The organism is Nocardia sp. NPDC057455 (genome assembly GCF_042802775.1).
Lineage (GTDB): Bacteria > Actinomycetota > Actinomycetes > Mycobacteriales > Mycobacteriaceae > Nocardia.
Window position 1 is genome coordinate 17693 of record NZ_JBHVDM010000059.1, and the last position, 23769, is coordinate 41461.

At 68.3% G+C, this 23769-nt stretch carries 27 protein-coding genes; 7 read left to right on the forward strand and 20 right to left on the reverse strand.

Features of this window, described 5'->3' with window-relative positions:
- Positions 1–102 precede the first annotated feature (102 nt).
- The 7 genes from ACFU5M_RS22625 to ACFU5M_RS22655 form a co-directional block, all read right to left on the reverse strand.
- A complete protein-coding gene (locus ACFU5M_RS22625) occupies positions 103–1212 on the reverse strand; it encodes a methyltransferase (protein WP_379052395.1) in 1110 nt (369 codons plus the stop codon).
- A 226-nt stretch (positions 1213–1438) separates the two neighbouring features.
- A complete protein-coding gene (locus ACFU5M_RS22630; RefSeq protein WP_379052396.1) occupies positions 1439–2053 on the reverse strand; it encodes a hypothetical protein in 615 nt (204 codons plus the stop codon).
- An 83-nt stretch (positions 2054–2136) separates the two neighbouring features.
- Positions 2137–2652, reverse strand: coding sequence for a flavin reductase family protein (locus ACFU5M_RS22635; protein ID WP_379052397.1), 516 nt, complete (start codon positions 2650–2652; stop codon positions 2137–2139).
- Positions 2645–3160 (reverse strand): NADPH-dependent FMN reductase, encoded by a 516-nt coding sequence (locus ACFU5M_RS22640; RefSeq protein ID WP_379052399.1) that lies wholly within the window; start codon positions 3158–3160, stop codon positions 2645–2647. The genes ACFU5M_RS22635 and ACFU5M_RS22640 overlap by 8 nt, the downstream gene beginning before the upstream one ends.
- Before the next feature lie 11 nt (positions 3161–3171).
- Positions 3172–4389 carry an SfnB family sulfur acquisition oxidoreductase gene (locus ACFU5M_RS22645; RefSeq protein ID WP_379052400.1) on the reverse strand — a complete coding sequence of 406 codons (1218 nt, stop codon included), beginning with the start codon at positions 4387–4389 and terminating at the stop codon, positions 3172–3174.
- Positions 4389–5504 carry a dimethylsulfone monooxygenase SfnG gene (gene sfnG / locus ACFU5M_RS22650; RefSeq protein ID WP_379052402.1) on the reverse strand — a complete coding sequence of 372 codons (1116 nt, stop codon included), beginning with the start codon at positions 5502–5504 and terminating at the stop codon, positions 4389–4391. Before sfnG ends, ACFU5M_RS22645 begins: the two co-directional genes overlap by 1 nt.
- A 127-nt stretch (positions 5505–5631) precedes the next feature.
- On the reverse strand, positions 5632–7023 hold the full coding sequence (locus ACFU5M_RS22655) for a styrene monooxygenase/indole monooxygenase family protein (RefSeq protein WP_379052403.1): 1392 nt from the start codon (positions 7021–7023) through the stop codon (positions 5632–5634).
- Positions 7024–7121: 98 nt separating this feature from the next.
- Here ACFU5M_RS22655 and ACFU5M_RS22660 point away from each other — a divergent pair, with 98 nt between their 5' ends.
- The gene (locus ACFU5M_RS22660; RefSeq protein WP_379052404.1) at positions 7122–7604 is read left to right on the forward strand and encodes a GAF domain-containing protein; all 483 of its coding nucleotides are present in this window, start codon (positions 7122–7124) and stop codon (positions 7602–7604) included.
- A 50-nt stretch (positions 7605–7654) separates the two neighbouring features.
- Here the strand turns inward: ACFU5M_RS22660 and ACFU5M_RS22665 are convergent, their stop codons facing one another.
- The 5 genes from ACFU5M_RS22665 to ACFU5M_RS22685 all read right to left on the reverse strand — a co-directional run bounded on the left by ACFU5M_RS22665 (position 7655) and on the right by ACFU5M_RS22685 (position 12493).
- Positions 7655–9088, reverse strand: a complete 1434-nt coding sequence (locus ACFU5M_RS22665) for an LLM class flavin-dependent oxidoreductase (protein WP_379052405.1) — start codon at positions 9086–9088, stop codon at positions 7655–7657.
- Positions 9085–10302: an acyl-CoA dehydrogenase family protein gene (locus ACFU5M_RS22670; RefSeq protein WP_379052406.1), complete on the reverse strand. Its 1218-nt coding sequence runs from the start codon at positions 10300–10302 to the stop codon at positions 9085–9087. Before ACFU5M_RS22670 ends, ACFU5M_RS22665 begins: the two co-directional genes overlap by 4 nt.
- A 243-nt stretch (positions 10303–10545) precedes the next feature.
- A complete protein-coding gene (locus ACFU5M_RS22675) occupies positions 10546–11307 on the reverse strand; it encodes an ABC transporter permease (RefSeq protein WP_379052408.1) in 762 nt (253 codons plus the stop codon).
- 9 nt (positions 11308–11316) lie between these two features.
- A complete protein-coding gene (locus tag ACFU5M_RS22680) occupies positions 11317–12126 on the reverse strand; it encodes an ABC transporter ATP-binding protein (protein WP_379052410.1) in 810 nt (269 codons plus the stop codon).
- Positions 12127–12136: 10 nt separating this feature from the next.
- On the reverse strand, positions 12137–12493 hold the full coding sequence (locus tag ACFU5M_RS22685) for a DUF1048 domain-containing protein (protein ID WP_379052411.1): 357 nt from the start codon (positions 12491–12493) through the stop codon (positions 12137–12139).
- Positions 12494–12892: 399 nt separating this feature from the next.
- On the opposite strand from ACFU5M_RS22685, the gene ACFU5M_RS22690 reads away from it, so the two are divergent.
- Positions 12893–13195, forward strand: a complete 303-nt coding sequence (locus tag ACFU5M_RS22690) for a DUF1905 domain-containing protein (protein WP_379052413.1) — start codon at positions 12893–12895, stop codon at positions 13193–13195.
- Between the two features lie 17 nt (positions 13196–13212).
- Here the strand turns inward: ACFU5M_RS22690 and ACFU5M_RS22695 are convergent, their stop codons facing one another.
- The 4 genes from ACFU5M_RS22695 to ACFU5M_RS22710 all read right to left on the reverse strand — a co-directional run bounded on the left by ACFU5M_RS22695 (position 13213) and on the right by ACFU5M_RS22710 (position 14927).
- Positions 13213–13824 (reverse strand): hypothetical protein, encoded by a 612-nt coding sequence (locus tag ACFU5M_RS22695; protein ID WP_379052414.1) that lies wholly within the window; start codon positions 13822–13824, stop codon positions 13213–13215.
- A 124-nt stretch (positions 13825–13948) separates the two neighbouring features.
- Positions 13949–14290, reverse strand: coding sequence for a hypothetical protein (locus ACFU5M_RS22700; RefSeq protein WP_379052416.1), 342 nt, complete (start codon positions 14288–14290; stop codon positions 13949–13951).
- Positions 14291–14419: 129 nt separating this feature from the next.
- Positions 14420–14716: a hypothetical protein gene (locus ACFU5M_RS22705; RefSeq protein WP_379052418.1), complete on the reverse strand. Its 297-nt coding sequence runs from the start codon at positions 14714–14716 to the stop codon at positions 14420–14422.
- Entirely contained in the window at positions 14703–14927 is a 225-nt protein-coding gene (locus ACFU5M_RS22710; RefSeq protein ID WP_379052419.1) for a hypothetical protein, read from the reverse strand. Before ACFU5M_RS22710 ends, ACFU5M_RS22705 begins: the two co-directional genes overlap by 14 nt.
- A 97-nt stretch (positions 14928–15024) precedes the next feature.
- Here ACFU5M_RS22710 and ACFU5M_RS22715 point away from each other — a divergent pair, with 97 nt between their 5' ends.
- The gene (locus ACFU5M_RS22715; RefSeq protein ID WP_379052421.1) at positions 15025–15816 is read left to right on the forward strand and encodes an alpha/beta fold hydrolase; all 792 of its coding nucleotides are present in this window, start codon (positions 15025–15027) and stop codon (positions 15814–15816) included.
- Between the two features lie 2 nt (positions 15817–15818).
- Here ACFU5M_RS22715 and ACFU5M_RS22720 read toward each other — a convergent pair whose 3' ends face one another.
- Genes ACFU5M_RS22720 through ACFU5M_RS22730 form a run of 3 tightly spaced genes read right to left on the reverse strand, consistent with a single transcriptional unit; the run spans position 15819 to position 18756 of the window.
- Positions 15819–16415, reverse strand: a complete 597-nt coding sequence (locus ACFU5M_RS22720) for a TetR/AcrR family transcriptional regulator (RefSeq protein ID WP_379052422.1) — start codon at positions 16413–16415, stop codon at positions 15819–15821.
- Between the two features lie 50 nt (positions 16416–16465).
- Positions 16466–17230, reverse strand: coding sequence for a crotonase/enoyl-CoA hydratase family protein (locus ACFU5M_RS22725; protein ID WP_379052423.1), 765 nt, complete (start codon positions 17228–17230; stop codon positions 16466–16468).
- Entirely contained in the window at positions 17227–18756 is a 1530-nt protein-coding gene (locus tag ACFU5M_RS22730; protein ID WP_379052424.1) for an acetyl-CoA acetyltransferase, read from the reverse strand. Before ACFU5M_RS22730 ends, ACFU5M_RS22725 begins: the two co-directional genes overlap by 4 nt.
- Before the next feature lie 118 nt (positions 18757–18874).
- On the opposite strand from ACFU5M_RS22730, the gene ACFU5M_RS22735 reads away from it, so the two are divergent.
- The 4 genes from ACFU5M_RS22735 to ACFU5M_RS22750 all read left to right on the forward strand — a co-directional run bounded on the left by ACFU5M_RS22735 (position 18875) and on the right by ACFU5M_RS22750 (position 22930).
- Complete coding sequence (locus tag ACFU5M_RS22735) at positions 18875–19618, forward strand: crotonase/enoyl-CoA hydratase family protein (RefSeq protein ID WP_379052425.1); 744 nt, start codon at positions 18875–18877, stop codon at positions 19616–19618.
- 176 nt (positions 19619–19794) lie between these two features.
- On the forward strand, positions 19795–20901 hold the full coding sequence (locus ACFU5M_RS22740; protein WP_379052426.1) for a DUF4185 domain-containing protein: 1107 nt from the start codon (positions 19795–19797) through the stop codon (positions 20899–20901).
- A gap of 96 nt (positions 20902–20997) precedes the next feature.
- Entirely contained in the window at positions 20998–22206 is a 1209-nt protein-coding gene (locus tag ACFU5M_RS22745; protein ID WP_379052427.1) for an erythromycin esterase family protein, read from the forward strand.
- A gap of 49 nt (positions 22207–22255) precedes the next feature.
- Entirely contained in the window at positions 22256–22930 is a 675-nt protein-coding gene (locus ACFU5M_RS22750) for a class I SAM-dependent methyltransferase (RefSeq protein ID WP_379052428.1), read from the forward strand.
- Between the two features lie 3 nt (positions 22931–22933).
- Here ACFU5M_RS22750 and ACFU5M_RS22755 read toward each other — a convergent pair whose 3' ends face one another.
- Entirely contained in the window at positions 22934–23524 is a 591-nt protein-coding gene (locus tag ACFU5M_RS22755; RefSeq protein ID WP_379052430.1) for an alpha/beta family hydrolase, read from the reverse strand.
- Between the last annotated feature and the right edge of the window lie 245 nt (positions 23525–23769).

Here is a 23769-nt window from a genome sequence, read left to right on the forward strand (position 1 = left end):
CGCCGATCCAGGGTCTTTCGTCTACCCGGCCCACGCCCGTCCTCGAGTTCGAGTGGCACATGGCTGAGGCGAATCGCGAGAGGCCCCTCCGTCATGTGCCACTCAACGCGGTACCAGGCGGTAGAGGGTGGTGGTTTCGGCGGCGCGGGCGGTGGCGAGTGGGGAATCCGGGTTGTTGGCTCGGGGGTGGGTGGGGCGGGTGTTCAGTTGGGCCGCTACTCGGAGGTTGGCGGTGGTGATGCGAGTTAGGAGTTCGTCGCGGGTGCGCAGGCCGAGGTGTTCGGGGAGATCGGAGAGGATCAGCCAGCCTTCGCCGCCTGGGTTCAGGTGGGCGCGCAGGCCGGAGAGGAAGGCGTGCAGCATCGACGAGTTCTCGTCGTAGACGCCGCTTTCCAGGGTCGAGGTGGGGGTGCCGGGGAGCCAAGGCGGGTTGCACACCACGAGGTCGGCCTTGCCGTCCGGGAAGAGAGCGGGGCCTTCGACGGCGACGGAGGACAGGCCCAGCCGGTCGAGATTGGCGCGGGCGCAGGCGAGCGCGCGAACACTGTTGTCAGTGGCAACGATTCGGCGGCATCCACGTCGAGCCAGGACCGCCGCGAGTACGCCGGTGCCCGTGCCGAGATCGAACGCGGTTCCGGCGCGCGCCGGCAGTGGCGCGGCGGCGACGAGGTCGACGTACTCGCCGCGCACCGGGGAGAACACACCGTAGTGCGGATGGATATGCGCGCCGAGGGCGGGCACGTACACGCCCTTCTCTCGCCATTGCGCCGCACCGAGTACGCCGAGCAGCTCGGTGAGCGCGACCACCGTGCGCCCCTGCGGCAGGCCATACGCCTCGGTGCACGCGCGGCGCACGTCGGGTGCGCGCCGCAACGCCAGGGAATACTCGTCTTCCAGCAGCACGAGCAACTTGCCGAGCACCTCCGCGCGCCGACGACGCGACGCGCGATACCGCCGGAACGCTTCGGCCGGATCATCGCCCGGCGGAACCTTCCGGTCCACCCGCCGGCCCATCGCACGCAGCAGCTGCCGCGCATTGTGAAAATCACCGCGCCATAGCAGGCCGGTTCCCGCTCGCGCCAGTCGACCAGCCGCGGCGGCGGTCGTGCGGTCGTCCACCACCACGACCGGGTCGGGTGGCGGCGCGCCATTCGCCGAATGCCAGCGGGCGGTAGTAGAGACGTCGTCTTCGGTCCAGGAAACGGTGGACACCGCGAACTCCTCGTAATCGAACGTGCATGGGCACGACGAGCACTTCGCCGCAGGGTCGCGCACAGAACTGTGCGGCTACCGCACAGGAATCACCCGGTCTGCCTACACCCGCGCCGAAGTGCGCGAGGAATCACCGAGAACCATGCCGAGCGTCACGACCAGGGCCTTTCCGAGGGAGACGCATGAGTCTCCCACAGCGGCGACTACCGGAGCAAAGCCCCCACCCTCAGTCGAGCAACCGGACGGCCGTGCGGATCGCCGCTTCGAAGCTACGGCGATTGTCCGGATGATTGATGCCGGGCGGAGAAGGCGAGGCTCCGCGCACCAAGTGGATATCCGCGCCGGTCAACGACATCTTCTGCCAGGCATGCTGTGCCGGACGGCCGAGCAGGACCACCACGCGCAGCCGCGGAAGCAGTTCGAGCATTCGGCGCGTGTACGGCTCGGCCCTGCCGAGTTCGAAACGCGAGGGGGTGCCACCCCTGATCGGAAACGGGCAGGCGTTCCAGGCGGTACACCGCGCCCGGTCAAGACCGGTCGCGGCACATGTGCGGAAGAAGTTCTCCGCACCCACGTCATCGTTGTCCCAGCTGAGAAATCTTCTGTCACGCAGGTCGGGGTCGGCATCGCCCTCAGGAGCTTTCAGCACGAACAACAGCTCCGCCTCGACACCGCCGAACAGCGGATCAATGTAGGGCAGATTCTCGGATCGGGTATCGGCTTCGATGCGCTCGACCAGCTGATTGAGCGCACGAACGTGCGGCAACTCGATCGCGGCCGCGGCCCGTTCGCGCCGAATCCGGCGCTCGCTCAGCGCTCTCGGATGATCGGGGATTTTCACGGACCACCTCGGGAACCGCCGACAGCGCTACAGCATCACTCTACGCGCTCGGATCAGGTCGTCGGGCGGTTCTCACCCGCGATTCAGGCCGCCCCGTTCGCCGTTTCGGCGTGCAAGCGGCGGAACTTGCTGCCGTGGAAGACGAGAGGGTCCACGTCGGTGCGGGTGGCGATGCGGTGGATACGCAGGATGACGACCGCGTGGTCGCCCGCCGGGACGTGCGCCTCCTGGACGCCCTCGATCCACGCGGACGCGCCGTCGATGAACACGGCGTCGCCCGACCCTCGGTGCAGTTGGATGTCGCGGAAGCGATCGCCGTCGCGGGTGCCCAGCGAGCGGGCGGCGGCCTGCTGGTCGGTGCCGAGCAGGCTGAGACCGAGGTGGCTCGCGGCGGCGAGCTTGGGCCAGGTGGCCGAGGAGTTCTGCACGCAGAACGAGACCAGCGGCGGGTCGAGCGAGACGGGAACGAACGTGCTCACCGCCAGGCCGTGCGGGGTTCCATCGATTTCGGCGCACACCGCGACGACACCGCTGGGGAAATTGGCGAACGCGCGACGCAGACCGGCTCCGTCGGCGGGGAATTCGAACAGGTCATGCATGATTCGCAGCCTTCGAGCTGTGGGCCAGTGCCTGGGCGACCGAACGCCACCGACCACTGTACCGGTCGATGACGCCGTCTTCGGCGAATGTGCGATCGGACAGGTAGAGCCCGGGCAACGCAGCGGTGGCCCTGATTTCGACGAGCACGGGCTTGAGCAGCAGGTCGGGAGCGAGGGCGTGGGCCGGGCCGGCGCCGAGCATCACCGGGACGGCGAGCACGCCTTCCAGGCCGGTCCCGCCCTCGAACTGTTCGAGGAACAGCTTCAGCAACCCGGTGTAGGTCGCCTTGAAGGTGGGGCTGGCGAAGACGACGAGTTCCGAGCTCGCCACGGTGCGCACCGCCTCGGCCACGGCCGGGTCACCCCAGCTCAGCAGGCCGGAACCGAACTCGACCAGGTCGATCACGGTGGGTTCCACCTCCGGCCGCAGCCCCTTGGCGACCAAGGTGGCCGCGGTGAGCGTGCGGGAGGCGGGTTTCGGATTGCCGACGACGACAGTGACTGTCATTTCGTCTCCTTTCAGATCACACCGTGTAGCGGCGGCGTGGCGTCGTGCAGCAGAGCCCTGCCGATGTGCTGGTACTTCCAGCGCACCGGATCGTGCAGGGTGTGCGTGCGCGCGTTGCGCCAGAAATGGTGCAAGTTCAAATCCGCTGCGGCGCTGCGCGTTCCGCCGACCTCGAACAGCGCGGCGGACACGTCGTTGGCGGCGCGGTCGGCGAGTATTTTGGCGGTCGCGACGGCCAGCGACGCCCGGGCGACGCTGTCGATGCTCGAATCCGCCCTGGTGGCCGCGTCCACCGCCCATCCGGCCGACGAGAGGGTCGCCTCCGCGGCGGTGACCGCGACGGACAATTCACCGAAGCGTTGGATCAACAGCGGATCGTCCACCGCGTTCGCCACCCCCGCCTCGAACCACGGGCGACTCTTCGTGCGCGCGAATTCCGTTGCCGCGGTGAGGGCGCCGCGCGCGATGCCGGTGTCGATGGCGGCGTGCAGCAACTGTGCGAAAGCACCGTAACCGGTGGGCGCGCGCACCGCGCCGGAGCGGGGAATCACTTGGTCACGGTCGACGAGCACTTCGTCGAAGGACACAGTTCCGCTGCCGGTGGTGCGCTGCCCGAGCCCGTTCCAGTCGTCCACGACGCGCACGCCGGGTGTGTTCGCGGGCAGGTAGGCGATGTACTCCCCGGGCTCGAGGCCGCTACTGCCCTCCGGATCGTCCAACCGGGTCAGCACCGCGAACAGGTCGGCGAACAGCGATCCGGTGCAGTAGTACTTCACGCCGTCCACCCGGAATCGGTCGCCGACCGGCCGCAGCGTGGTCGAGATGTCGGCAACGGTCGCGCCGCCGCGCTCGGACTGCGCGTTGGCGATGCGTCCTCCATCGAGCACCCGCCCGAAGTACCGCTCGCGCTGCTGTGCCGTACCCGCGAGCCGGAGCAGGTTCACATACACGAAGTGGCTGTGCGGGATCTGCGCGATATTGGGGTCGGCCGTGGCGAGGATCCGCGTCACTTCCGCGACGGTGCTCGGCGGCAGATCCGCGCCACCGTAGGCCGCGGGCACGGTGATCGCGAGCAGACCACTGGCCGCCAGCCGATCGACCTCTGGATACGGCAGCACGCGATCCCGGTCGCGGTCCGCGGCCCCCGGCGTGAAGTCCGCCGCCAGCCGCTGCGCGACCGCGAACGCTTGTGCCGCCGACAGGATGCGATCGGCGGCGACCGCGGTCATCAGTTCACCGCCGCGACAGGCCGCTGTGCGGCTTCCAGCTCGCGCACCAGCGGGAGCACCTTCGCGCCGAAGTACTCGATCTCCTCCTGGAAGTGCAGGAAGCCGCCGAGGATCAGGTCGACGCCGCGCTGCTTGTAGGCGACGATCCGCTCGGCCACCTGCTCCGGGGTGCCGATCAGCTGGGTGCGGAAACCGTCGTTGTATTGCACCAGGTCTTCGAACGTGGAGTCGGCCCACATGCCTTTGCGGTCCTGCGTGGACGCGCCCGCCTGCTGCACCGCGTCGCGGAAACCCTGCACCGCGGGCTTGTTCGCCTTTTCGATGATCTCGCGCAGGGTGTCGCGGGCTTCCTTCTCGGTGTCGCGGGCGATGATGAAGCCGTTGAGCCCGAATTTCACCTCGCGGTCGTGGGCGCGGGCGACGGCGCGCAGGTCGTCGAGCTGTTCGGTGACGCCGTCGAAGTCCTTGCCGTTGGAGAAGTACCAGTCGGCATAACGCCCGCCGTTGCGCCGGGCTGCCGTCGAGTTACCCCCCTGGAAGAGTTCCGGGTTCGGGCGCTCGGGCGTGTTCAACGGCTTGGGCTTCAAGGTGAAATCCCGGATTCGGTAGAAGTCGCCGCCGTAGTCGACGTTGTCCTCGGTCCAGATCTTGCGGATCACCTCGAGGAATTCCGCGCTGCGCCGGTAGCGCTCGTCGTGCTCGAGCCACGGCTCGCCGAGCGCGGTGAACTCCCCGGCGAACCAGCCGGACACCACGTTGATGGCGAACCGGCCGTTCGACAAGTGGTCGGCGGTGGCGCCGAACTTGGCCAGCACCGCGGGGTGCCACAACCCAGGATGCACAGCCGCGATGACCTTCAGCCGTTCGGTGGCGCCGAGCAGCGCGAGGCTGAAGGAGGTCGATTCGTGCTGGTACTCCGCGCCGTAGGAGGCGGTGTAGCGCACCTGGGAGAGCGCGTAGTCGAAACCGTTGTTCTCCGCGGTCTGCGCGAGCTTCTTGTTGTACTCGAAATCCCAGCTGGTTCGCTGTTCGATGTCGCTGGTGACCAGTCCCCCGCTGACATTGGGCACCCAGTAGGCGAACCGGATCTGCTCGGCGATCTGCTCCGTGGTCATAGCTGCTCCATGGTTATCGGGGGTAGCCGTCGGATCGGAGGCCGGACGCCACGCAAGCGTCCGGCGCTCCTTCCACTCCAGCACCGGCCCCCGGTTGGTACGAGATTTTGAATCTGTGGGATTCGGATCAGGCGTCGGCGAGTGCGGGCGAATAGTTCGACCTGGCGAACTTGCCCGCGGGGGCGAAACGGCCCAGCAGCGTGGTGGCGTCCTCGCCGGTGACCCGCGTGATGAACTCGTTGACGGCTTCCGGCGAGTCGACCGGCAGGAAGGGCTGCGGGCGATGCAGCAGGCCGACCAGCGCCGAGGCGAACGCCGGGTCGACGGCCGCCGCCGCGAAGAACGCGTTGCCGATCTCGCCCAGTTCCGGATCACTCAGGAACAGCCTGGTCACCTTGTTCGCCGCGTCTGCGCGCGCGGCCAGGAACGCGGCGTACTGCCGCGCGATCCACGCCTCGTCGAACGGTCCTTCGTGCACGGCGGCCGCCGCGACCAGCCGTTGAGCCTGGATCAGGCCGCTCTGCGCGCCTTGGCCTGCGATCGGGTCGTAGGCGATGGCGGTGTCACCCAGCGAGGCGACCACGTGCCCGCCCGCGGTGTGCCCCACCCCGGACCGCACGACGGGGCGCACCGCACCCTTCAGCCAGGAGTGCGGGTCCTCGGGGATGGTCTTCGTGGCCAGCACCTCCGGCAGATCCCAGTCGATGTAATCGCGGTAGAGGTCCTGCACGATCCGGTGCGCCGACTCGGCGGAGTCCGCGGCGGCGAAACGCTTCTCCCAGTCGCTGCCGGGACGCGCCCAACCGAGGAACGCCCAGCTCGGCCCCACGTCCTTGTGCAGGTACGGACCCCACCACCCTTCACCCTGGTCGGCGAGGATGGAGAAGCCGCTGTGCGCGCCGCCCGCCACGCTGCGATGGGCGAAAACGTCCGCGTCGTGGCCGATTCCGGTCACGGTGACGGTGAGCAGCGAACGCTGCGGCGCGTCGTACGGGGTGCGCTGCGCGTCGACGGGGAACAGGTCCGACAATCCGCCGCGACCGGTCGCGACCAAGGTGAGGTCGTTGGCGGCGGCGATGCCGTCGAGCGTCTCCGGCGTCACCGGTTCGACCACGAATCGGCCGCCGCGCTCCAGGAACGCGGTGAGCCGCTCGTCGGCCTTGAGCCGGGTGTCCACCGCCACGCCGGCATATCCGTCGAAATGGCCGTCGAATTGGATCAGTTCGGGGCGGTCGGGGCCCGGTCCCGCGATGCGCACGCTCAGGCCGGTGTGCCGAGGCGCCCGTGCGGTGTAGCTGTCCAATCCGAGCGCGGCCTCGGCCTGCTGGGTCTCACCGAATTCGAGCGCGGTGCCGGTGGCGGGCACGTCGTCGCGCAAGGCGCGCTGATCGCGCTCGCTGTAGAGGGTGACGTCGAAACCGGCGTCGAGAAGTCCTAGCGCCGCAGTGACGCCGGTCTGTCCGGCGCCGATAACCGCGGCCGAACGAGTGGAACGGGAAACGGATTGCTGCGATGTCATGCAGGGATGATGCGATGCCCGCATGGTGCCCGCAGAGTGTTGCGATCACCGAGAATCAATGGGCAGACAGCGAATTCCCAGCGCGTACCATTCGGGCCATGTCGTTTGTCGTCGCCGACCTGACCGGAGACCGAACCGAGCAGTACCGGCAACTCGCCGCGCAGGCCGAGGCGCTGGTCGCGGGCGAGACCGACCGCGTCGCCAACGCCGCCAATCTCGCCGCGCTGGTATTCCACGCGCTACGCGATGTGAATTGGGTAGGTTTCTATTTCTACGACGGGCGGGAACTGGTGGTCGGTCCGTTTCAGGGCAAGCCCGCGTGTGTGCGCATCGCGCTCGGTAAAGGCGTGTGCGGCACCGCGGCCGAATCGAGAACCACCCGACTCGTGCCCGACGTGCACGCGTTCGACGGCCATATCGCCTGCGATGCCGACACGCGCTCGGAAATAGTCGTGCCGCTGGTCCGGAACGGTGAGCTGATCGGGGTATTCGATCTCGATAGTCCGCGGCCGGGCCGTTTCGATGACATCGATCGGGCGGGGCTGGAAGCGGTAGCCGGGATATTCCTCGCCGCTCTCTGATCAACGTTCGCCGGGGCAGCGCCGGGCCGTTCCGGCGCCGTCCGACTACGTCACGAGCGCGTCTCGGCCGTTGCCCCCGGCCGCGAAACCTCGTCCGGCAAAGCGGTCGAGCCCGCACCGCCCAACCGGTAGCTCGCGCCGCGGTGTTGCGCGGGCAACCGGTCACCCGCGCCGAACAGCGCATTGCGCAGCGTGCCCGGCACGTATTCCTCGGCGTACGCGCCTCGGGCGGTCAATACCGGAACCACGTGCCGGACAATGTCTTCGAACGATCCCGGCGTGATCGCGTAGGCCAGGTTGAACCCGTCCAGATCGGTCTCGGCGGCCCACTCCTGGAGCAGATCGGCGACCGTCTCCCCCGAGCCGACGAACACCGGTCCCATGCCGCCGATCCCGGCCCATTTACCGATATCGCGGACGGTCCACTCCCGGCCGTCGTCGTCGAATTCCTGGAACGCCGCCACCGCGGACTGGATCGCGTTGCTCTCCACCTGGCCGATCGGGTCGTCGAGGTCGTAGCGGGACAGATCGATGCCCATCCAGCCGGACATGAACACCAAGCCGCCTTCGACACTGGCGTAGGACAGGTACTCCTCGTGCTTGCGCCGCGCCGCCTCGTCGGTCGCGTCGGTGATGATCGTCGCGAGGGCGTAGACGCGCGCCGCGTCCCGGGCGCGGCCCGCTGCTTCCAGCGCGTCCCTGATCCGGGAAACCGTCTGCGCGAGCACCCTTTTCGAGGGTCCGGCGATGAAGATGGCCTCGGCGTTCTCCGCTGCGAAACGCACACCGCGCGGTGACGCCCCTGCTTGGTAGATCACCGGTGTCCGTTGCGGCGACGGCTCGGAGAGGTGGATGCCGGGCACGGTGTAGTGGGTGCCGCGATGACCGATGTGGTGCACCTTCGCCGGGTCCACGTAGACGCCCGCGGCCGCGTCGCGGACCACCGCGTCGTCCTCCCACGAGCCTTCCCACAGCTTGTACAGCACTTCGAGGTACTCGTCGGCCTGGTTGTAGCGCTCGTCGTGGTCGAGCTGGTCGGCCGCGCCGAAATTGCGCGCCGCGGAGGGCAGGTACCCGGTCACCACGTTCCAGCCGAGCCTGCCCCCGGTGAGATGGTCGAGCGTCGACAGCCGCCGCGCGAACGGGTACGGATGCTCGAATCCGGTGCCGGTGGTGATGCCGAACCCGAGATGCTCGGTCACCGCGGCCATGGCGGAGACCAGCAGCAGTGGGTCGGCCACCGGGATCTGCGCGCCTTGGCGCAGCGCGGCGAGGTCGTTGCCGCCGTAGACGTCGTAGGTGCCCAGGACGTCGGCGATGAAGATGCCGTCGAAACGGCCGCGTTCCAGCAGCTTCGCCAGCTCGGTCCAGTAGCCGAGCTCCTTGTAGCGGTGCGACTGGTCGTCCGGATGCCGCCACAGCCCGGGTGACTGATGAGCGACACAATTCATGTCGAAGGCGTTGAACCGGATGCGGCGGGTCACTGCGCGGCTCCCCCGGCGCGTTCGCCGGCGCTCCACGCGAACGGCAGATCGGCGCCGTTGAGCAGATGATCGCCGATGGCGCGCGCTTTCTGGATCGCGGGGTTGTGCACCGAGATGGTGCGGGCGTTGCGCCAGTGCCGATCCAACCTCAGCCGTTCGGTGACCACCGAAGCACCGCCCACCTCGAACAGCAGCGATGTGGCGGGCAGCACCAGGTCGATGACGGCGAGTTGAGCCCGCGCCGCGGCGAGTTCGGCCGCTACCAACGCACTCTCGTCCTTCGCTCCGCCCGCCAGCACCTCGTCGAGCACGTCGGCGACGGCGAGCACACTGGCTTCGGCGGCGAAGGCGGCGGCCGACAGGCGCCCGATCACCTGCTGCACCAGTGGGTCGTGCCGGGGCAGATCGGCGGCGGAGTGCGTGTAGCCGCGAGTGCGCGCCGCGACCCATTCCCGGATGTCGCGTTCGGCGCGTTCGGCGATGCCCGCGAGCACCGCGAGCTGGACCAGTTGCAGATATGAGGTCGCGTAGGTCGGGCCGGGCGCCCCGTAACCGGGACCGAGAATCCGATCCTCGGTCACCACCACGTCGGTGAATTCCGTAGTGCCGCTGGCCGTCAGGCGCTGACCGAAGCCGTCCCAATCGTCGTGCTGACGCACTCCATCGGCGTGCGCGTCCACCAGCACGCCGACGCGTTCACCGTTGCGGTCGGCGGCGGCCAGGATGTAGTCCGCGTACAGCGATCCCGTGCTGTAGTACTTCACACCGTTGAGCAGCCACCGCCCGTCGTCTTCGGTGAGTGTGGTGCGGTAGCGGTCCACCGCGCCGACGCCCGGTTCGGTGATCGCGTTACCGACCAGCGTGCCCTCGGCCACCGCGCGCAACCAGCGCTCCCGCTCGGGCCCCTGGTCCGCCAGCAGTTGGTCCTCGACGAACGAGAAGTGCACCCGCAGCGCTTGCGGCAGATTCGATTCGGCGCCGGCGAGCGCGATGAGCAACCGGAACAGCTGCCGGACGGTGACGCCGTAACCGCCGAGCTCGACCGGAACGCGCAGCGCGCCGAATTTCGCCGCACGCAGCTCGCCGACCTCCTCATACGGCAGCGTACGATCGTTTTCCCGCGCTACGGCGCCCTGGGCGATCCGGTCGAAGATCGGGCCGAAGATCGCATCCAGTTCGGAGTCGGTGGTGGATTTCGCCTCGGTGGTCGTCATCAGTTCACGATCGCGCACCACGGCCGGGTGCTCACGGGTTGCGCGCAGCGCGATCGAAATGCGGACCAGCGGCCTTCGGTCGCGTTACTGGGCCGGAGGCTCGAGCCGATCGGCCGAAAGCCAACCGCCCCTGGCGATCGCCGGGGGCGGTTGGCTGTTGATCAGGTACTTGCACGTTTCCGGTGCCGCGGTCTATCTCCGCGCCACCTCGAGCCGACTCGGGACAGGTTCGGCCGATACCGCTCAGGAGATCTTGCGGCGGTAGGTGTTCATGGCGAAGAGGTAGGCGACGATGAGGATGCCGACGCACCAGGCGAGGGCGATCCAGATGTCGGTGCCGACCGGCTGCTCGGTGAACAGGTTGCGGATGGCGTTGATGATGGAGGTCACCGGCTGGTTTTCGGCGAAGGCGCGCAGCGGGCCGGGCATGGTGTCGGTGGGTACGAAGGCCGAACTGATGAACGGCAGGAAGATCAGCGGATAGGAGAAGGCGCTCGCGCCGTCCGGGGTCTTCGCGGACAGACCGGGGATGACCGCGATCCAGGTCAGCGCGAGGGTGAACAGGATAAGGATGCCGGCGACGGCGAGCCAGGCCAGTATTCCGGCCCCCGATCGGAAGCCCATGAGCAGGGCGACGAGCACGACGACCACGAGCGAGATCAGGTTGGCGACCAGCGAGGTAAGCACGTGCGCCCATAGGACCGCCGATCGTGCGATGGGCATGGATTGGAATCGCTCGAAGATCCCGCTTTTCATGTCCAGGAAGAGCCGGAACGCGGTGTAGGCGATACCCGAAGCGACGGTGATGAGCAGGATGCCGGGCAGCAGGTACTGCACGTACGAGTCCGACCCCGAGTCGATCGCACCGCCGAAGACGTAGACGAACAGCAGCATGAAGGCGATCGGCATGATCGTGGTCGTGATGATGGTGTCCACGCTGCGCGTGATGTGGCGCAGGGATCGTCCCAGCAGCAGCGTGGTGTCGGCGAAGAAATGCGTGGTCATCGTTGTTCCTCAGTTCTTCCGTACCGCGCTGCGGTCATTGCCGGGGACGCCGTCTTCGCTCTCGTCACCGACGAGGGCGAAGAAGACGTCTTCCAGGCTCGGCTGCTTCTCGACGTATTCGACCTTGGCGGGCGGGAGCAGCTGCTTGAGCTCGTCGAGGGTGCCGTTGACGATGATCCGGCCCTTGTGCAGGATCGCGATCCGATCGGCGAGTTGTTCGGCCTCGTCCAGATATTGCGTGGTGAGCAGCACTGTCGTGCCGTGCTCGGCGAGTTCCTCGACCGCCTGCCACACCTCGACGCGCGCCTGGGGGTCGAGCCCGGTGGTCGGCTCGTCGAGGAAGATGACCGGCGGGTTCCCGATCAGGCTCATGGCGATGTCGAGGCGGCGGCGCATGCCACCGGAGTACGTCGACACCTTCCGGGTGGCCGCGCCGGTCAGCGAGAAACGCTCGAGCAGGTCGTCGGCGACCTTGTCCGCGTCCTTCAGGTGCCGCAACTTGGCGATGAGCACGAGATTCTCGCGCCCACTGAGAATTTCGTCGACGGCGGCGAATTGCCCGGTGAGGCTGATGGACTCGCGCACCTGGCCCGGTTGCGCGGCGACGTCGAAGCCGTTGACCGTTGCCGTCCCCGCGTCGGCTTTGAGCAGCGTGGACAGTATTTTCACGACGGTGGTCTTGCCGGCCCCGTTCGAGCCGAGCAGGGCGAAGATGCTGCCCCGCTCGACTTCGAAGTCCACGCCGCGCAGCACTTCCAGCTTGTCGTAGGACTTCTGCAGACCCTGCACATGGATCGCCGCAGCTCGCTGTGTCGTCATCGAACGGCCTCTACTTTCCTTCTCCGGCGGCGCGCTCGATGGCGCTGGTCAGCCGTGCCCGTTCCCGGTTGAGCCAGGAATCTTCGTTGTAGTTCCGCGCGAACGTCTCGATGAAGCGCACGGGGTCCTCCCCGACGACCGCGCGTATCGGGGTTCCGTCGGCCGCGCTCTGTTCGAACAGAACGGCAAGGTCCTCGAACATCGAAACGCCGCTTCCCGCCCCGGCGTACATCAGGTACCGCTCGAAGGCATCGACCGCAGTGCGATGACTCGGCGGAAGCTGCCTCGCCCGCGACTTGTACTGCCGCCACCGCCTCTTGTCGCCGATGTCGCCGATCACCTTCGCGGTGAGATCCGAGATGTCCATGGCTGTCCGCCTCCTTTTCGCTGAGCTGTTCGAGCCGTTCAGCCCTGTCACCCTGACTCGGCATCGACTGGATATAAGTAGATGTATACGTACACGTTCTGGCCTAACTATAAGTAGACATATACGTACACGCAAGTCCTGATTTGCTCGGCTCTCCGGAGTTCGCCCCACGGCCCGTCCATCAGCATGAAACCCGCGGCCTGCCCCTGTCTCCGACGGAGGTCACCCAGGGTTGCGACTCCGCCCAGCATCGACTGCTGGTAGGAGCGCGCTCGGAGCAGAATCGAGCGATGCCCGGAAGGAAAGGCGCTCCGGCGCACAGACACTCGCGCCGCGTCGACGGCTGGGTAAGGACTCCCGTGCGGTCGCTCTGTCGGAACCCGCCGCTACAGTCGCGGCGTGGCTGGTTCGCGGTACTCGTTCACGGCGGAAGTATGGGAACACCAGGGCGACGCCGCCTGGCATTTCGTGTCACTGCCCGAGGACGTGGCCGATGACATCGAGGAGCGCTACGCGCATCGGTCGGGTGGGTTCGGCGCGGTGCGAGTGCATGTGATCGTCGGCGGCACCCGGTGGTCCACTTCACTGTTCCCGGACAAGTCGCGGGCCACCTATGTCCTTCCGGTGAAGAAGGCGGTGCGCGTCGCGGAGGGACTGGAGGCGGGGTCGGCCGCACATATCGAACTGACGGTCGCGCTGTAAGGCTTCGAACCCGGAGTTCAGCGCCCGAGCCGTCCCGCAGCGGCACTGCGCTTGCTCGCATTTCGTTTGATCGCCACCACCGCGATCACGAGCACACCGAGCACCACGCCACCGAAGCCGAGGGCGAGGGCACCGAGCAGCGTGCCGACGAACGACGAGCCGAGGCCTCGGCCGATGGCGACCGTCACCTCGGAACTGCCGGCCGTGGTGACGCGGTATTCGCCCGGATGGGCGGCCTCGAAGGAGAACCCGGCCCGGCCCTCGTGGCCGCCGAAGGAATAGGTGATGCTCGCGTCGTACTTCCGCAAGTCCACATGCTTGCCCTCCGGATCGAGCACCCGCAGGTTGACCGTGCCGGAAGCGCCCTCCGACGACGCCCCGGCGTACTCGAAGTACACGGTGTGTCCGCCCGACTCCGCGAGGTGCACCACACCCGAGCCGGGCACGTGGACCCGCTGGAAATCGTCGATGCGTCCCGAGGTTTGCAGGAAACCGAAGGTGCCGAGGGCGATCCCGCCGATGATGCCGAGGGCGATCAGCGCACCACCCAGCACGAACCAGCGACCGGACGGGGTGACGATCTGCGACTCCACCGGATTCGGCGATGTCGGAAAAGGTGGCTGTGACACGGTCGGATCCTCGGGCTTCGGGGTCGACACCCTGGTCGACGTAGCGTCAGCGTACGGTCTGCCCTACCGCCTCGCTACGCGAAGCATCTGCCCCACCGCGACGGTTGTCTCCGACCGCCGACGCTCAGCGCGGCTGGGCCGCCGACATGCACTCGCTCGCGATGCGACCGCTGGCGGAGCGCGCCTTGTCGGCGTCCTCTTTGCTCATCCCCAGCGTTTCCTGGTCGGGAGCCTTGGTGTCGTACTCGTCGCTGATCATGATCCGCAGTCCGTCCTGCGAGATCCCCTGATCGACGAACACCTTCGCGGCGCAATCGGCCAGCTGCTTGTTCTTGAGGCCCTTGTCCTGCAACGACTTGGCCAGATCGGCCTGCGTCACAGTGGGCGCCGCCGTGTCCTTGTCGCTGCCGCATGCCGCGAGCACCGGCAGCGCGATCAGCGCAGCGGCGATCATGCAGATCCGCACCTGACTCCTCTTCCTCGACTGACCACTGTCGGTGGCGTGGCCACCATAATGCCGCGCGGCGTCCAGCGGTAGTCGTCTGCCACGGCGAACACGAGATATCCTGCCGCGCAACGTACTACGCGCCGAGCCTCAGAGGTCCATCGCCGCGCGCAACGCGGTGTCGAGCCGCTCCAGGGTGTCGCTGTCCACCATGTCCACCCGCTCGGCCAGCCAACCGCGGAAGACGCGCCCGATGTTCCCGGCATGCACCCAACCGTGTTCCTGCACTGGAACCGCGAGGATGTCCTGCGGATCGTCCTCGATCACCTCGGCCGCGATCAGCCAGGGACGCGGCGATTCGTTGATGCCGTCACTGCTGATGAGCACGACCGTTCGGCGACGCGGCGAACCATGCGGGTTGTAGATCCACAGTTCACCCCGACGCACGCATCTCCTCCTCGGCGGCCGCCAACTCGGCCGCGTCCGCGGCGGCCTCGGCGGTCGCATCCGACACCGGACCGACGCCGGTGCGCACGGCCTCCCGTCGCGCGGCCTTCGAAATCCACGCCGACGGCGACATTCCCGCCCGAGCCGCCGCCTGTTCCGCGTACGACCAAGCGGCTTCGTCCAGCGAAAGGGTGACCTTACGCGTTGCCATACCAATTATCGTACCGGCATCGCCGGGCGCGGACCAGCCCCGACGGACGCCCGCGAGATCCCAACTGATGACAGGTGACTGCTGTTAGGGTTGGCGCATGACGACCTTGCACCATCATCGCGTCGGCGCGGGCGAACCGCTCGTGCTGGTACACGGGGTCGGGAGCCGGTGGCAGGTGTGGGAGCCGATCATCGACACCCTGGCCGCGTCGTACGAGGTCATCGCGGTCGACCTGCCCGGCTTCGGTGGTTCGACGCACCCACTCGCGCACACCACGGTGCCCAACCTGACCGAGGCGCTCGCCGAGTTCCTCGCCGCGCAAGGGATCGATCGGCCACATCTCGCGGGCAATTCGATGGGCGGGCTGATCACCCTGGAACTGGGTGCCCGCGGGCTGGCTCGCTCGGTGACCGCCTACTCGCCGATCGGATTCTGGGACACCGCCGGTCGAGTGTGGTGCCAGCAGTCGCTGGGCAAGTCACGGGCGCTCGCGCGCCGGTTGCGCCCCGCCCTGCCGTCCGTGCTGAGCACCGCCGCGGGCCGGACCGTATTCCTCTCGCTGATCTTCGGCAAGCCATGGGCGCTGGATGCCGAGGTGGCGCTGGACACCGCCATCGGCGCGGCGGACTCGGCCGGATTCGACGAGGCGCTCGCCTCGTTCACCGATGTCCGGCTGCCCGAAACCGGCGCGCTCGCCGACATCCCGGTGACGATCGCCTGGGGCAGCCGGGACATCCTGCTCACCTACGCGACCCAGAGCCGCAAGGCGCGCGGCGCGCTGCCGGACGCCGAGCACGTCACGCTGCGCGGCAGCGGGCACACGCCGTTCTTCGACGACCCGGCCGGCTGCGCACAGGTCCTGCTCGAGACAGTCACCCGCCGGCGGTAGGTTCAGCCCGCGGGCGGGTCGAGCAACGTGCCCGCGGCCGCCGTGCCGAGCAGGACACGCACGGCGTTCCCCCACCGGTGCCGAAGGAGCCGGTTGCGGGACAGGTCGCCGGTGAGCAGCACGCGCAAGGCCTGCCCGGTCATGATCTCGATGGTGAACTCGGTGATGGTCGGAACCCGCGGATCGTCCGGGAATTCGCGCCGGAAGCTGTCGCGAATGCTGGTGTGCATCAGTTCGAACAGGCCGACCTCCAGCGGCAGGAACGCCGCCCGCAGTTCCGGGTCGGTCCGCGCACCCACCCACATCTCCAGCGCCGCCCAGAACGACGGACCGCTGAGCATCCGCATGGTCAGCTCGACAGCCGTCTCCAGCCGGTCCGCGCCGTCCGGAATGGCCTCGAATTCGCTTGTCAGCTGGTCGAATCGACGCCTCGCCACATGCTCGACAGCGCCGGCGAGCAGATCGGCGCGGGTGGGGAAGTAGTGCTGCAACGTTCCCCGCGGCACATCCGCCCGCTTCTGCACCTCGAGTGTGGTGGTGCCCGCGTAACCGACCTCCACCAAGCTCTCCACCGCCGCGTCCAGCAGCCGCGTGCGCATACGCTCCCTGCGCTGCGCTTGCGGCCGCCGGACGTGTCCCGGCCCGCCCGTCAGCGGCCCTGCCACTGCGGCTCGCGCTTCTGCGCGAACGCCAGCGCTCCTTCGGCAGCGTCCTTGGACAGCAGTGCGGGCAGGGCGATCTCGCCCTGCTTCGCGAACGCTTCCGCGACCGTCCAATCCGGCGACTCGTCGAGGATGCGCTTGCTCGCGGCCACCGCGAGCGGTGCGGCGGCGGCGATCTCGGCCGCCAATTCGAGCGCCACCGACAGCGCCGCACCCGGCTCGGTGACCCGATTGACCAGGCCGAGCTGATAGAGCCGCTCCGCGCCGATCCGGCCGCCGGTGAGCGCGAGTTCGGCGGCGGTGCTGCGCGGCAGCCGCTGGGTCAGGCGCAGTACGCCACCGCCCGCGGCCACCAGACCGCGTTTGACCTCGGGGATGCCGAACTGCGCGTCGCGCGCGGCGACGATCAGGTCACCCGCGAGCGCCAGCTCGAAACCACCGGCCAGCGCGAAGCCCTCGACCGCGGAGACCATCGGCTTGGCCGGGGGTTTCGCCGCGATGCCGAGCGGGCCGCGGCGCTGCGTCATCGGCATCTCGCCTTTCGACGCGGCGACCAGATCCATTCCGGCGCTGAAGGTTCCGCCCGCACCGGTGAGCACGAGCACGCGCGCGGCGTCATCGGCCTCGAACTCGTCGATGGCGGCCTCGATGGCCTGCGCGGCGGCCAGGTTGATCGCGTTGCGCGCTTCGGGACGGTTGACCGTCAGCACGGTGATCGCGCCGCGCCGCTCGATAAGGACCGAGTCGCTCATCGGGCGCTCCTCTCGGTGAGCAGGGTGAAGGTGTCCGCGGCGATCTCGGCGTCCGCACCGAGCGGGTCGCCCGCGGTGAACGCCGCGAGGGTGTCGGCATCCGACGCCCGGACCAGTATGCGGGTCCCCTCGGGTGTCAGTGCGCTGACCACAACGGCTTCCGGCTCGTCGGCCCGATCCGGCGCCGGGCCCTTGCGGTAGGCGACGGTGTACGCCTCGACCGAGGCGGGGCCGGTGTACCCGAGCGCCGGTTCGCGCCGCGCAGGAGGCACCTGTGCCTCGATCGCACGGAACAGTCGCTCGGGCGGCCTGGCCGAATACACGCCGACACCGTGCTTGGTGCTGTACCAACCGAGTGCCGTCGCCAGGCCGTAGGCGCCCGGGTCCGCGCGCAGCATGCCCGACAGCGTCGCGATCGAATGGGTCGTGTAGTTGTTGCCCGGCCCGCCCGCGAAGGTGAGACCGCCGGTGACCGACAGCGGCCGGGCCGGATCGTCGATCGGCAGGCCGAATTCCTCGGCGGCGATCTGCACCGCGACCGGGAAGCAGGAGTAGAGGTCGATGTGCGCGACATCGTCTATCGCGATCCCCGCCGCGCCCAGCGCCGCTTTCCCCGCCGCGGCGATGGCGGGTGAGCGGGACATGTCCGCGCGCTCGGAGACGAACCACTCGTCGGTCGCGGTGGCGCCCGCATGCGGGAATACCCACCGGTCCCGCGGCACGCCGGCGGCGTCGGCCGTCGCCGCACTGCACAGGATGAGCCCGGCGCCCTGGTCGACGGTGAGGTTCGCGACCATCAGCTTCGGGTACGGCGTCGACACCATCCGGTTGGCGGGCGCGGGCGTCACGAGATCGGCGGCGGCCTGCGCGGTGGGCTGCCAGGCATACGGATTGCGCGCCGCGATCTCCGACAGCCGCGACCACAGTACGCCGATCCGCTCGCGATGCGCGGCTTCACTCGACCCGAGCCGGTGGCGTAGCGCCGTCTCCATGAGCGCGTAGAAGTACACCGGCCCCCACAGGCCCGCGGCGGTCTCCATGTCCGAGTTCGGTCCGCGATCGGAGCCGATGATCTCGTCGGGGCCCACGTCCTCCGGCTGCTCCGGCCAGTCCACCGGCGTGCCGGAGCGGGTGGCCGTGTTCCCGGAGTACACCGCTTCGGACCCGGTGAGCAGTGCGACGTCCGAGCGGCCGTCGGCGATGGTCTGCGCCACGGTGTTGAGCAGCCGCTGCGGTGCGTCGCCGCCGAAACGCACCGACTGCACGGTCCGTCTCGGCGTCGCGCCGAGTTCGGCCGCGACGAGCGCGCCCAGATCGCCATAGGGGCGACTGACCGGGGCGACGGCGGCGATCATGTCGGCCGACCGCAGCAGACGATCACCGACGCCGCTGTCTGCGCCCGCGCGGCGCAGGGACTCGGCGGCGAGTTCGACCGGGCCGGGCAGACCCGGCTCGCCCGGTCGGTGTACGACCTGCCCGGCGCCGACGAGCACCGGCGTCCTCGGGTCCATTCCGGCTGGCAGCATGCGTCCTCCGCTCCATAACCGTCAGCATTGACGGTAACTCGAGTCCGATTAGAACAGAGCTCAGGCGCTCGGGCAACAGGTGCCCACGACACAACTGACTGATGAGTAAGATGCGGGGATGGGCACCAACATCGCCGTGCGATTCGACGACCACCGCGCATACGTCACGCTCGACCGCCCGGACAAGCACAACGGCCTGACCATCGACATGCTGCGCGGGCTGGTTGCTAGCGCGAAACTGGTGGCCCGCCGAAGCGATGTATGGGCGGTCATCCTATCCGGCAACGGACCAAGCTTCAGTAGCGGCTTGGACATCGCCGCGGCAAGTAGCAATCCTTTGGCAATCGCTCGAAACTTCGTGCCGTCACCCTGGCGCGGCACCAACGCCTTCCAAGAGGCGTGCTGGGCTTGGCGTCGCCTGCCCGTGCCGGTGATCGCCGCGGTGCACGGGCGCTGCTTCGGCGGTGGACTCCAGCTCGCGCTCGCCGCGGACGTCCGTTTCGCCACCCCCGACGCCGAGTTCTCCGTCATGGAAACCAAACACGGCCTGGTCCCGGACATGACCGGGGCGGCGACACTGTCCAGGCTGATCGGCATCGACAAAGCCCTCCTGCTCACGATGACCGCGGATACCGTCGACGCCGCCTATGCGGCGAAGATCGGCTTGGTCACCGAGCTGACCGCGGACCCGGTCGCGGAGGCCGAGAAACTCGCCGACCACCTCGCGACGCGATCGCCGCATGCGGTCGCCGCCGCCAAACGGCTGTTCGAGAAGTCCTGGCAAGCATCCGCCCGGCGAACATTCGCCGTCGAGCGCGCGAGCCAGCTACCGCTGATCGTCCGCAAAGCACTCGGTAGATAGCTGCAAATTCGCCAGTCTTGTCAGAAGCCCTCATGGCGACCGGTTCCGCTGCTACCATTTGCACGATTTGCCAGCCTGTCGACTAGTGGTGCGCGGCACACTGCGAAGGGTCTGTGTATCGCGGGACGCCCATGGTTCGCACCGCTCTCGGGAAGAAACCGGAGGGCTCACGAACAGTGATCAAGACCGCATCCTTCCTGCTCTCGGCGCTGGCGGGTGTCTCGGCCTTGCTCTTCACGGCGACCACCCCCGCCATCGCCAACCCGAACGCCATCAATCCGATTCCAGTACTCAACGGCACGACCGGATTACCGAATCTGCCCGGGCGCACCAAAGCGGTCTTCCAGGTGACCGGTATCGCCAGCCCGAACAACACCCAGACCTATAACGTCCTCGGCACCGATCTCGGCATCATGTGGGACAACGGGCACGGCGAAATGCTCACCGCGTTCGGCGACACCGCGGGCGTCGGCTTCCCGAATCTGCTCGCGGGCAGCATGTGGGCTTGGCGCAGCAATATCCTCCTTCGCAGCCACACCACGAATCCGGCGGAAGGCATCTATTTCGACAGCGTGGTGCGCGATATGTTCGGTCAGGCACGCGATCTGATCCCGAGCCCGAAGATCCCGTTCCTGGAGATCAGCCGGATCCCCACCGCGGGCATCTCGGTCAACGGCGTGCAGTACATGAGCCTGATGTCGGTGAAGACCTGGGACGACGTCGGTCAGTGGAGCACCAATTTCTCCGGTCTCGCCACCTCGGGGGACAACGGCGAGACGTGGGCCGAACTGCCGGAAACGCGGCGGAACAACGAGGGAGGGAACGCCAACTTCCAGATGAACGCTTTCCTCGCCGACGGCGGGTACATCTACGAATACGGCACCCGATCCGGTCGCAATCACACCGCCCACGTCGCTCGCGTCCACGCGCAGGACATCGGAAATCTCGCCGAATACGAATACTGGGACGGCGGCGCCTGGCGAAAGAACGACGTGAATGCCGCCGCGCCGATCATGTGGGGCGTCGGCGAACTCTCGGTGATGTACAACGCCTATCTCGGGCAATACATCGCGCTCACCACCGACCAATTCAATTCCGTGGTGCTGCGGCGCGCGTCCACCCCGGTCGGCCCGTGGAGCGATCCCGAAGTGCTGATCGATACCCGCGAATTGCCTTCCGCCTACGCACCCTCGATTTTCCCGTACCAGACCGGGCGTGATCTCTACTTCCTCACGACGGTGCACAGCCAGTACAACGTCGTGCTGATGCGCACGACGCTGTAGCTCGCGGCCCGGCGATCCGACGCGGCGCTTGACCTCAACAATGGTTCATGTATGAGGCTGCACCGCGTTGGATCGTTCACGTTTGCGGGAGGCACCATGCTCAGCACCACTGTCGACGTTCGCGCCTGGCTGCGCGACAACGCCGTCGCGATCGACAGCTCCGATCCCGGCTCCTCCGGCTCGGATCTCGACGCCCTGATCGCACGGCTCGGAACCACCACGGTGGTCGGGCTGGGCGAGTCCACGCGGTTCTCCCGGCAGACCTTCGGGGTGCGCGAGCGGCTGTTCCGCGGGCTGGTCGAACGGCATGGCTTCCGCGCGTTGGCGATTCAGGACAGCGCGCGTTCCGGCGAGCGCTGGGACCGGTTCGTCACCGCTGGCGACAGCGACCCGGAAACGGTACTCGCCGGCGCCTGGCGCCCGTGGCGTACCGAGGAATCGGTGGCCACGTTGCGCTGGATCCGCGCATGGAACATGGCGCATTCGGAAGACCCGGTGCGGATCTTCGGCGTCGAACCACCCCGCGCCGAGCCGAGCGACTACGACGCGGTGCTCGACTACGTGCGCCGAACGGCTCCGAACCGGTTCGCCGCGATCGAGGCGCACCTCGCGCCGATCCGCACCGCTCACCAGGTCGATGAGCACGTCCAGCGCCACCAGGGCAGCCACCCCGGCCGACCGTTCGCCGAAGACGCCGAAGACGCCCTCGCGCTGCTCGCGGAGTTGCCGGACACGAAGGAGCGCGCCACAGCACTCGCCCATGCCCGTCTCATCCTCGACTTCCACCGGCAGAGCGTCGCGAGCCGAGGGTTCGCCCGGGACGAACGGCCGTCCGCCGAGACGATGCTGGAATGGCAGCGCTCGACCGGCGCCAAGATCGTCTACTGGGACGGGCTCGCGCACACCTCCAGTCTTCCGATCGTTTACAACACGTCCGAATTTCGCGGTGCCGGAAGTCATTTGCGTGATCGCCTGGGCGATGGATACGTGTCCGTCGGCATCGGGTTCCATCACGGCGACCTCGGTACGGCCGTGGCGCCCGACCCGTTGCCGGACCTGGTCGATGCCGCATTGGGCGAGGTCGAGCTGCCCGCCTACTACCTGGACCTGCGCGCCGAAGCGCCGGAACCGGTGCGTGACTGGCTGACCGGCCCGGTGAAGCTGCGCACCATCAGCGGCGTCTACGACCCGGCCGCCGACGCCACCGCGAACATCCGGCTCGCCTCGCTCGCCGGCGCGTTCGACGTGCTGATCCACCTGCGCGAGACCACGCCGGTGCGCTGGCTCTCGCAGGTATCGGACTGACTCGAGCAACCCCGATGGGCGCGGGCCGCGCGATCAATACACTCGAAACATGGATGCGGCCGACTGGGATGAGCGCTACGCGCAAACGGAATTGGTCTGGGGCGCACCGCCGAACAACACCGTGGTAGAGCACGTCTACGGGTTGGAACGCCGTGCGTCGCTCCCGGCCGCCACACCTGAGGGCGATGCGCCGGAGCTCCCCCGCGCCCTCGACTTGGCGTGCGGTGAGGGTCGCAACGCCCTCTGGCTCGCCACGCACGGCTGGCAGGTGCATGCCGTCGACTACTCCCAGGTGGGCATCGACAAAGGCCGCACCGTGGCCTCGCGCTTGTCCCGATCGGTGCGCAGCCGCATCGGCTGGCAGTGCGCCGACGTCACCGACCTGGACGAGGCGGCGATCACCGGGCCGTTCGAGCTGGTCTTGATGGTCTTCCTGCACTTGCCCGCCGAGCAGCGCCGCGCGCTGGTCCGTCGGGCCGCCGGCCTGCTGGCCCCGGAGGGCACCCTGCTGGTGCTCGGCCACGACACCACCAACATCACCGATGGCTGCGGCGGCCCACAGGACCCGGCCATCCTCTTCACCCCCGACGACATCGTCGCCGACCTCGGCCCCATGGCGGCGGCCGGCCAGGTCCGCGTACGCCTCGCCGACCGCGTCTACCGGCCGACCGAAACCGGCGACGCCATCGACGCACTGGTCATCGCTACCCGTCCCGCCGGATAGAGGTCAGGACCAGCGCTCCAGCCAGGGGGTCACGGTTTCGGCGATCAGGTCGAAGCCGGCGCGGAAGGCGTGCGGCTGCCCCGGGATGACGCGCACTTCGGCGGCGTCGGCGGGTTCGGGTATGCCGAACGGATCGTTGGCTCCGTTGACGACCACCACGTCGATATCGCCGGGGGCGAGCAGCTCGTCCCGGCGCGAGTTCTCCGGCTTGCCCGGCGGATGCAGCGGGAACGACAATGCCAGCACCCCGCGGGCCCGCGCCGCGACCGCCGTCCTACAGGCGACCCGCGCCCCATTGCTACGCCCACCTTGGATCAGCGGAATGCGTTTGCGACCGCGCAGCTGGGCGACGACCTCGAGCCAAGCCTCGTCCTGCTTGATCGCCGACCCCGGCGCACGTCGCCCGGCGACCCGGTACGGCTGCACCACCCGCGCGACCCCACCCCCCAGCCGCAGCGCGGCATCACGCACCGCGAGCAGGTCCTTCGCCTCCACCCCACCACCCGCGCCATGCGTGAGCAGCAGCAGGAAGGCGGGCCTGCGCGGCTGTTCGAGCTCGACCTCGGCCGGCCCCGCACTCGTCTCGATGCGCATCGTGCTCATTCTGCCGCGCCGGTTTCGCAACACTCGCGCGCGACCTACTCCACAGCCGAGCGAGCCCGCGCGCAGTGAACCAGAAACTCCGGCCCAGCTCCCCCGCTCCCGCAAGTCACGCGCACCGACTCCCGAGATCGAATGCCACCGCGCCCAGCGCACCTCAACCCCCGGTTTCGAGCGAAGCGAGACCGAGCATGTTCCGTTCGCGGCCCGGCTCGCGTCCGAGCGGCCGCCGCGTAGGC

Excerpts from the sequence above, each read along its gene's own strand:
- ACFU5M_RS22635 (WP_379052397.1), bottom strand. The coding sequence starts at position 2,652 with ATGCATGACCTGTTCGAATTCCCCGCCGACGGAGCCGGTCTGCGTCGC.
- ACFU5M_RS22640 (WP_379052399.1), bottom strand. The coding sequence starts at position 3,160 with ATGACAGTCACTGTCGTCGTCGGCAATCCGAAACCCGCCTCCCGCACG.
- ACFU5M_RS22645 (WP_379052400.1), bottom strand. The coding sequence starts at position 4,389 with ATGACCGCGGTCGCCGCCGATCGCATCCTGTCGGCGGCACAAGCGTTC.
- sfnG (WP_379052402.1), bottom strand. The coding sequence starts at position 5,504 with ATGACCACGGAGCAGATCGCCGAGCAGATCCGGTTCGCCTACTGGGTG.
- ACFU5M_RS22655 (WP_379052403.1), bottom strand. The coding sequence starts at position 7,023 with ATGACATCGCAGCAATCCGTTTCCCGTTCCACTCGTTCGGCCGCGGTT.
- ACFU5M_RS22660 (WP_379052404.1), top strand. The coding sequence starts at position 7,122 with ATGTCGTTTGTCGTCGCCGACCTGACCGGAGACCGAACCGAGCAGTAC.
- ACFU5M_RS22670 (WP_379052406.1), bottom strand. The coding sequence starts at position 10,302 with ATGACGACCACCGAGGCGAAATCCACCACCGACTCCGAACTGGATGCG.
- ACFU5M_RS22675 (WP_379052408.1), bottom strand. The coding sequence starts at position 11,307 with ATGACCACGCATTTCTTCGCCGACACCACGCTGCTGCTGGGACGATCC.
- ACFU5M_RS22680 (WP_379052410.1), bottom strand. The coding sequence starts at position 12,126 with ATGACGACACAGCGAGCTGCGGCGATCCATGTGCAGGGTCTGCAGAAG.
- ACFU5M_RS22685 (WP_379052411.1), bottom strand. The coding sequence starts at position 12,493 with ATGGACATCTCGGATCTCACCGCGAAGGTGATCGGCGACATCGGCGAC.
- ACFU5M_RS22710 (WP_379052419.1), bottom strand. The coding sequence starts at position 14,927 with ATGGCAACGCGTAAGGTCACCCTTTCGCTGGACGAAGCCGCTTGGTCG.
- ACFU5M_RS22715 (WP_379052421.1), top strand. The coding sequence starts at position 15,025 with ATGACGACCTTGCACCATCATCGCGTCGGCGCGGGCGAACCGCTCGTG.
- ACFU5M_RS22720 (WP_379052422.1), bottom strand. The coding sequence starts at position 16,415 with ATGCGCACGCGGCTGCTGGACGCGGCGGTGGAGAGCTTGGTGGAGGTC.
- ACFU5M_RS22725 (WP_379052423.1), bottom strand. The coding sequence starts at position 17,230 with ATGAGCGACTCGGTCCTTATCGAGCGGCGCGGCGCGATCACCGTGCTG.
- ACFU5M_RS22730 (WP_379052424.1), bottom strand. The coding sequence starts at position 18,756 with ATGCTGCCAGCCGGAATGGACCCGAGGACGCCGGTGCTCGTCGGCGCC.
- ACFU5M_RS22735 (WP_379052425.1), top strand. The coding sequence starts at position 18,875 with ATGGGCACCAACATCGCCGTGCGATTCGACGACCACCGCGCATACGTC.
- ACFU5M_RS22745 (WP_379052427.1), top strand. The coding sequence starts at position 20,998 with ATGCTCAGCACCACTGTCGACGTTCGCGCCTGGCTGCGCGACAACGCC.
- ACFU5M_RS22750 (WP_379052428.1), top strand. The coding sequence starts at position 22,256 with ATGGATGCGGCCGACTGGGATGAGCGCTACGCGCAAACGGAATTGGTC.
- ACFU5M_RS22755 (WP_379052430.1), bottom strand. The coding sequence starts at position 23,524 with ATGCGCATCGAGACGAGTGCGGGGCCGGCCGAGGTCGAGCTCGAACAG.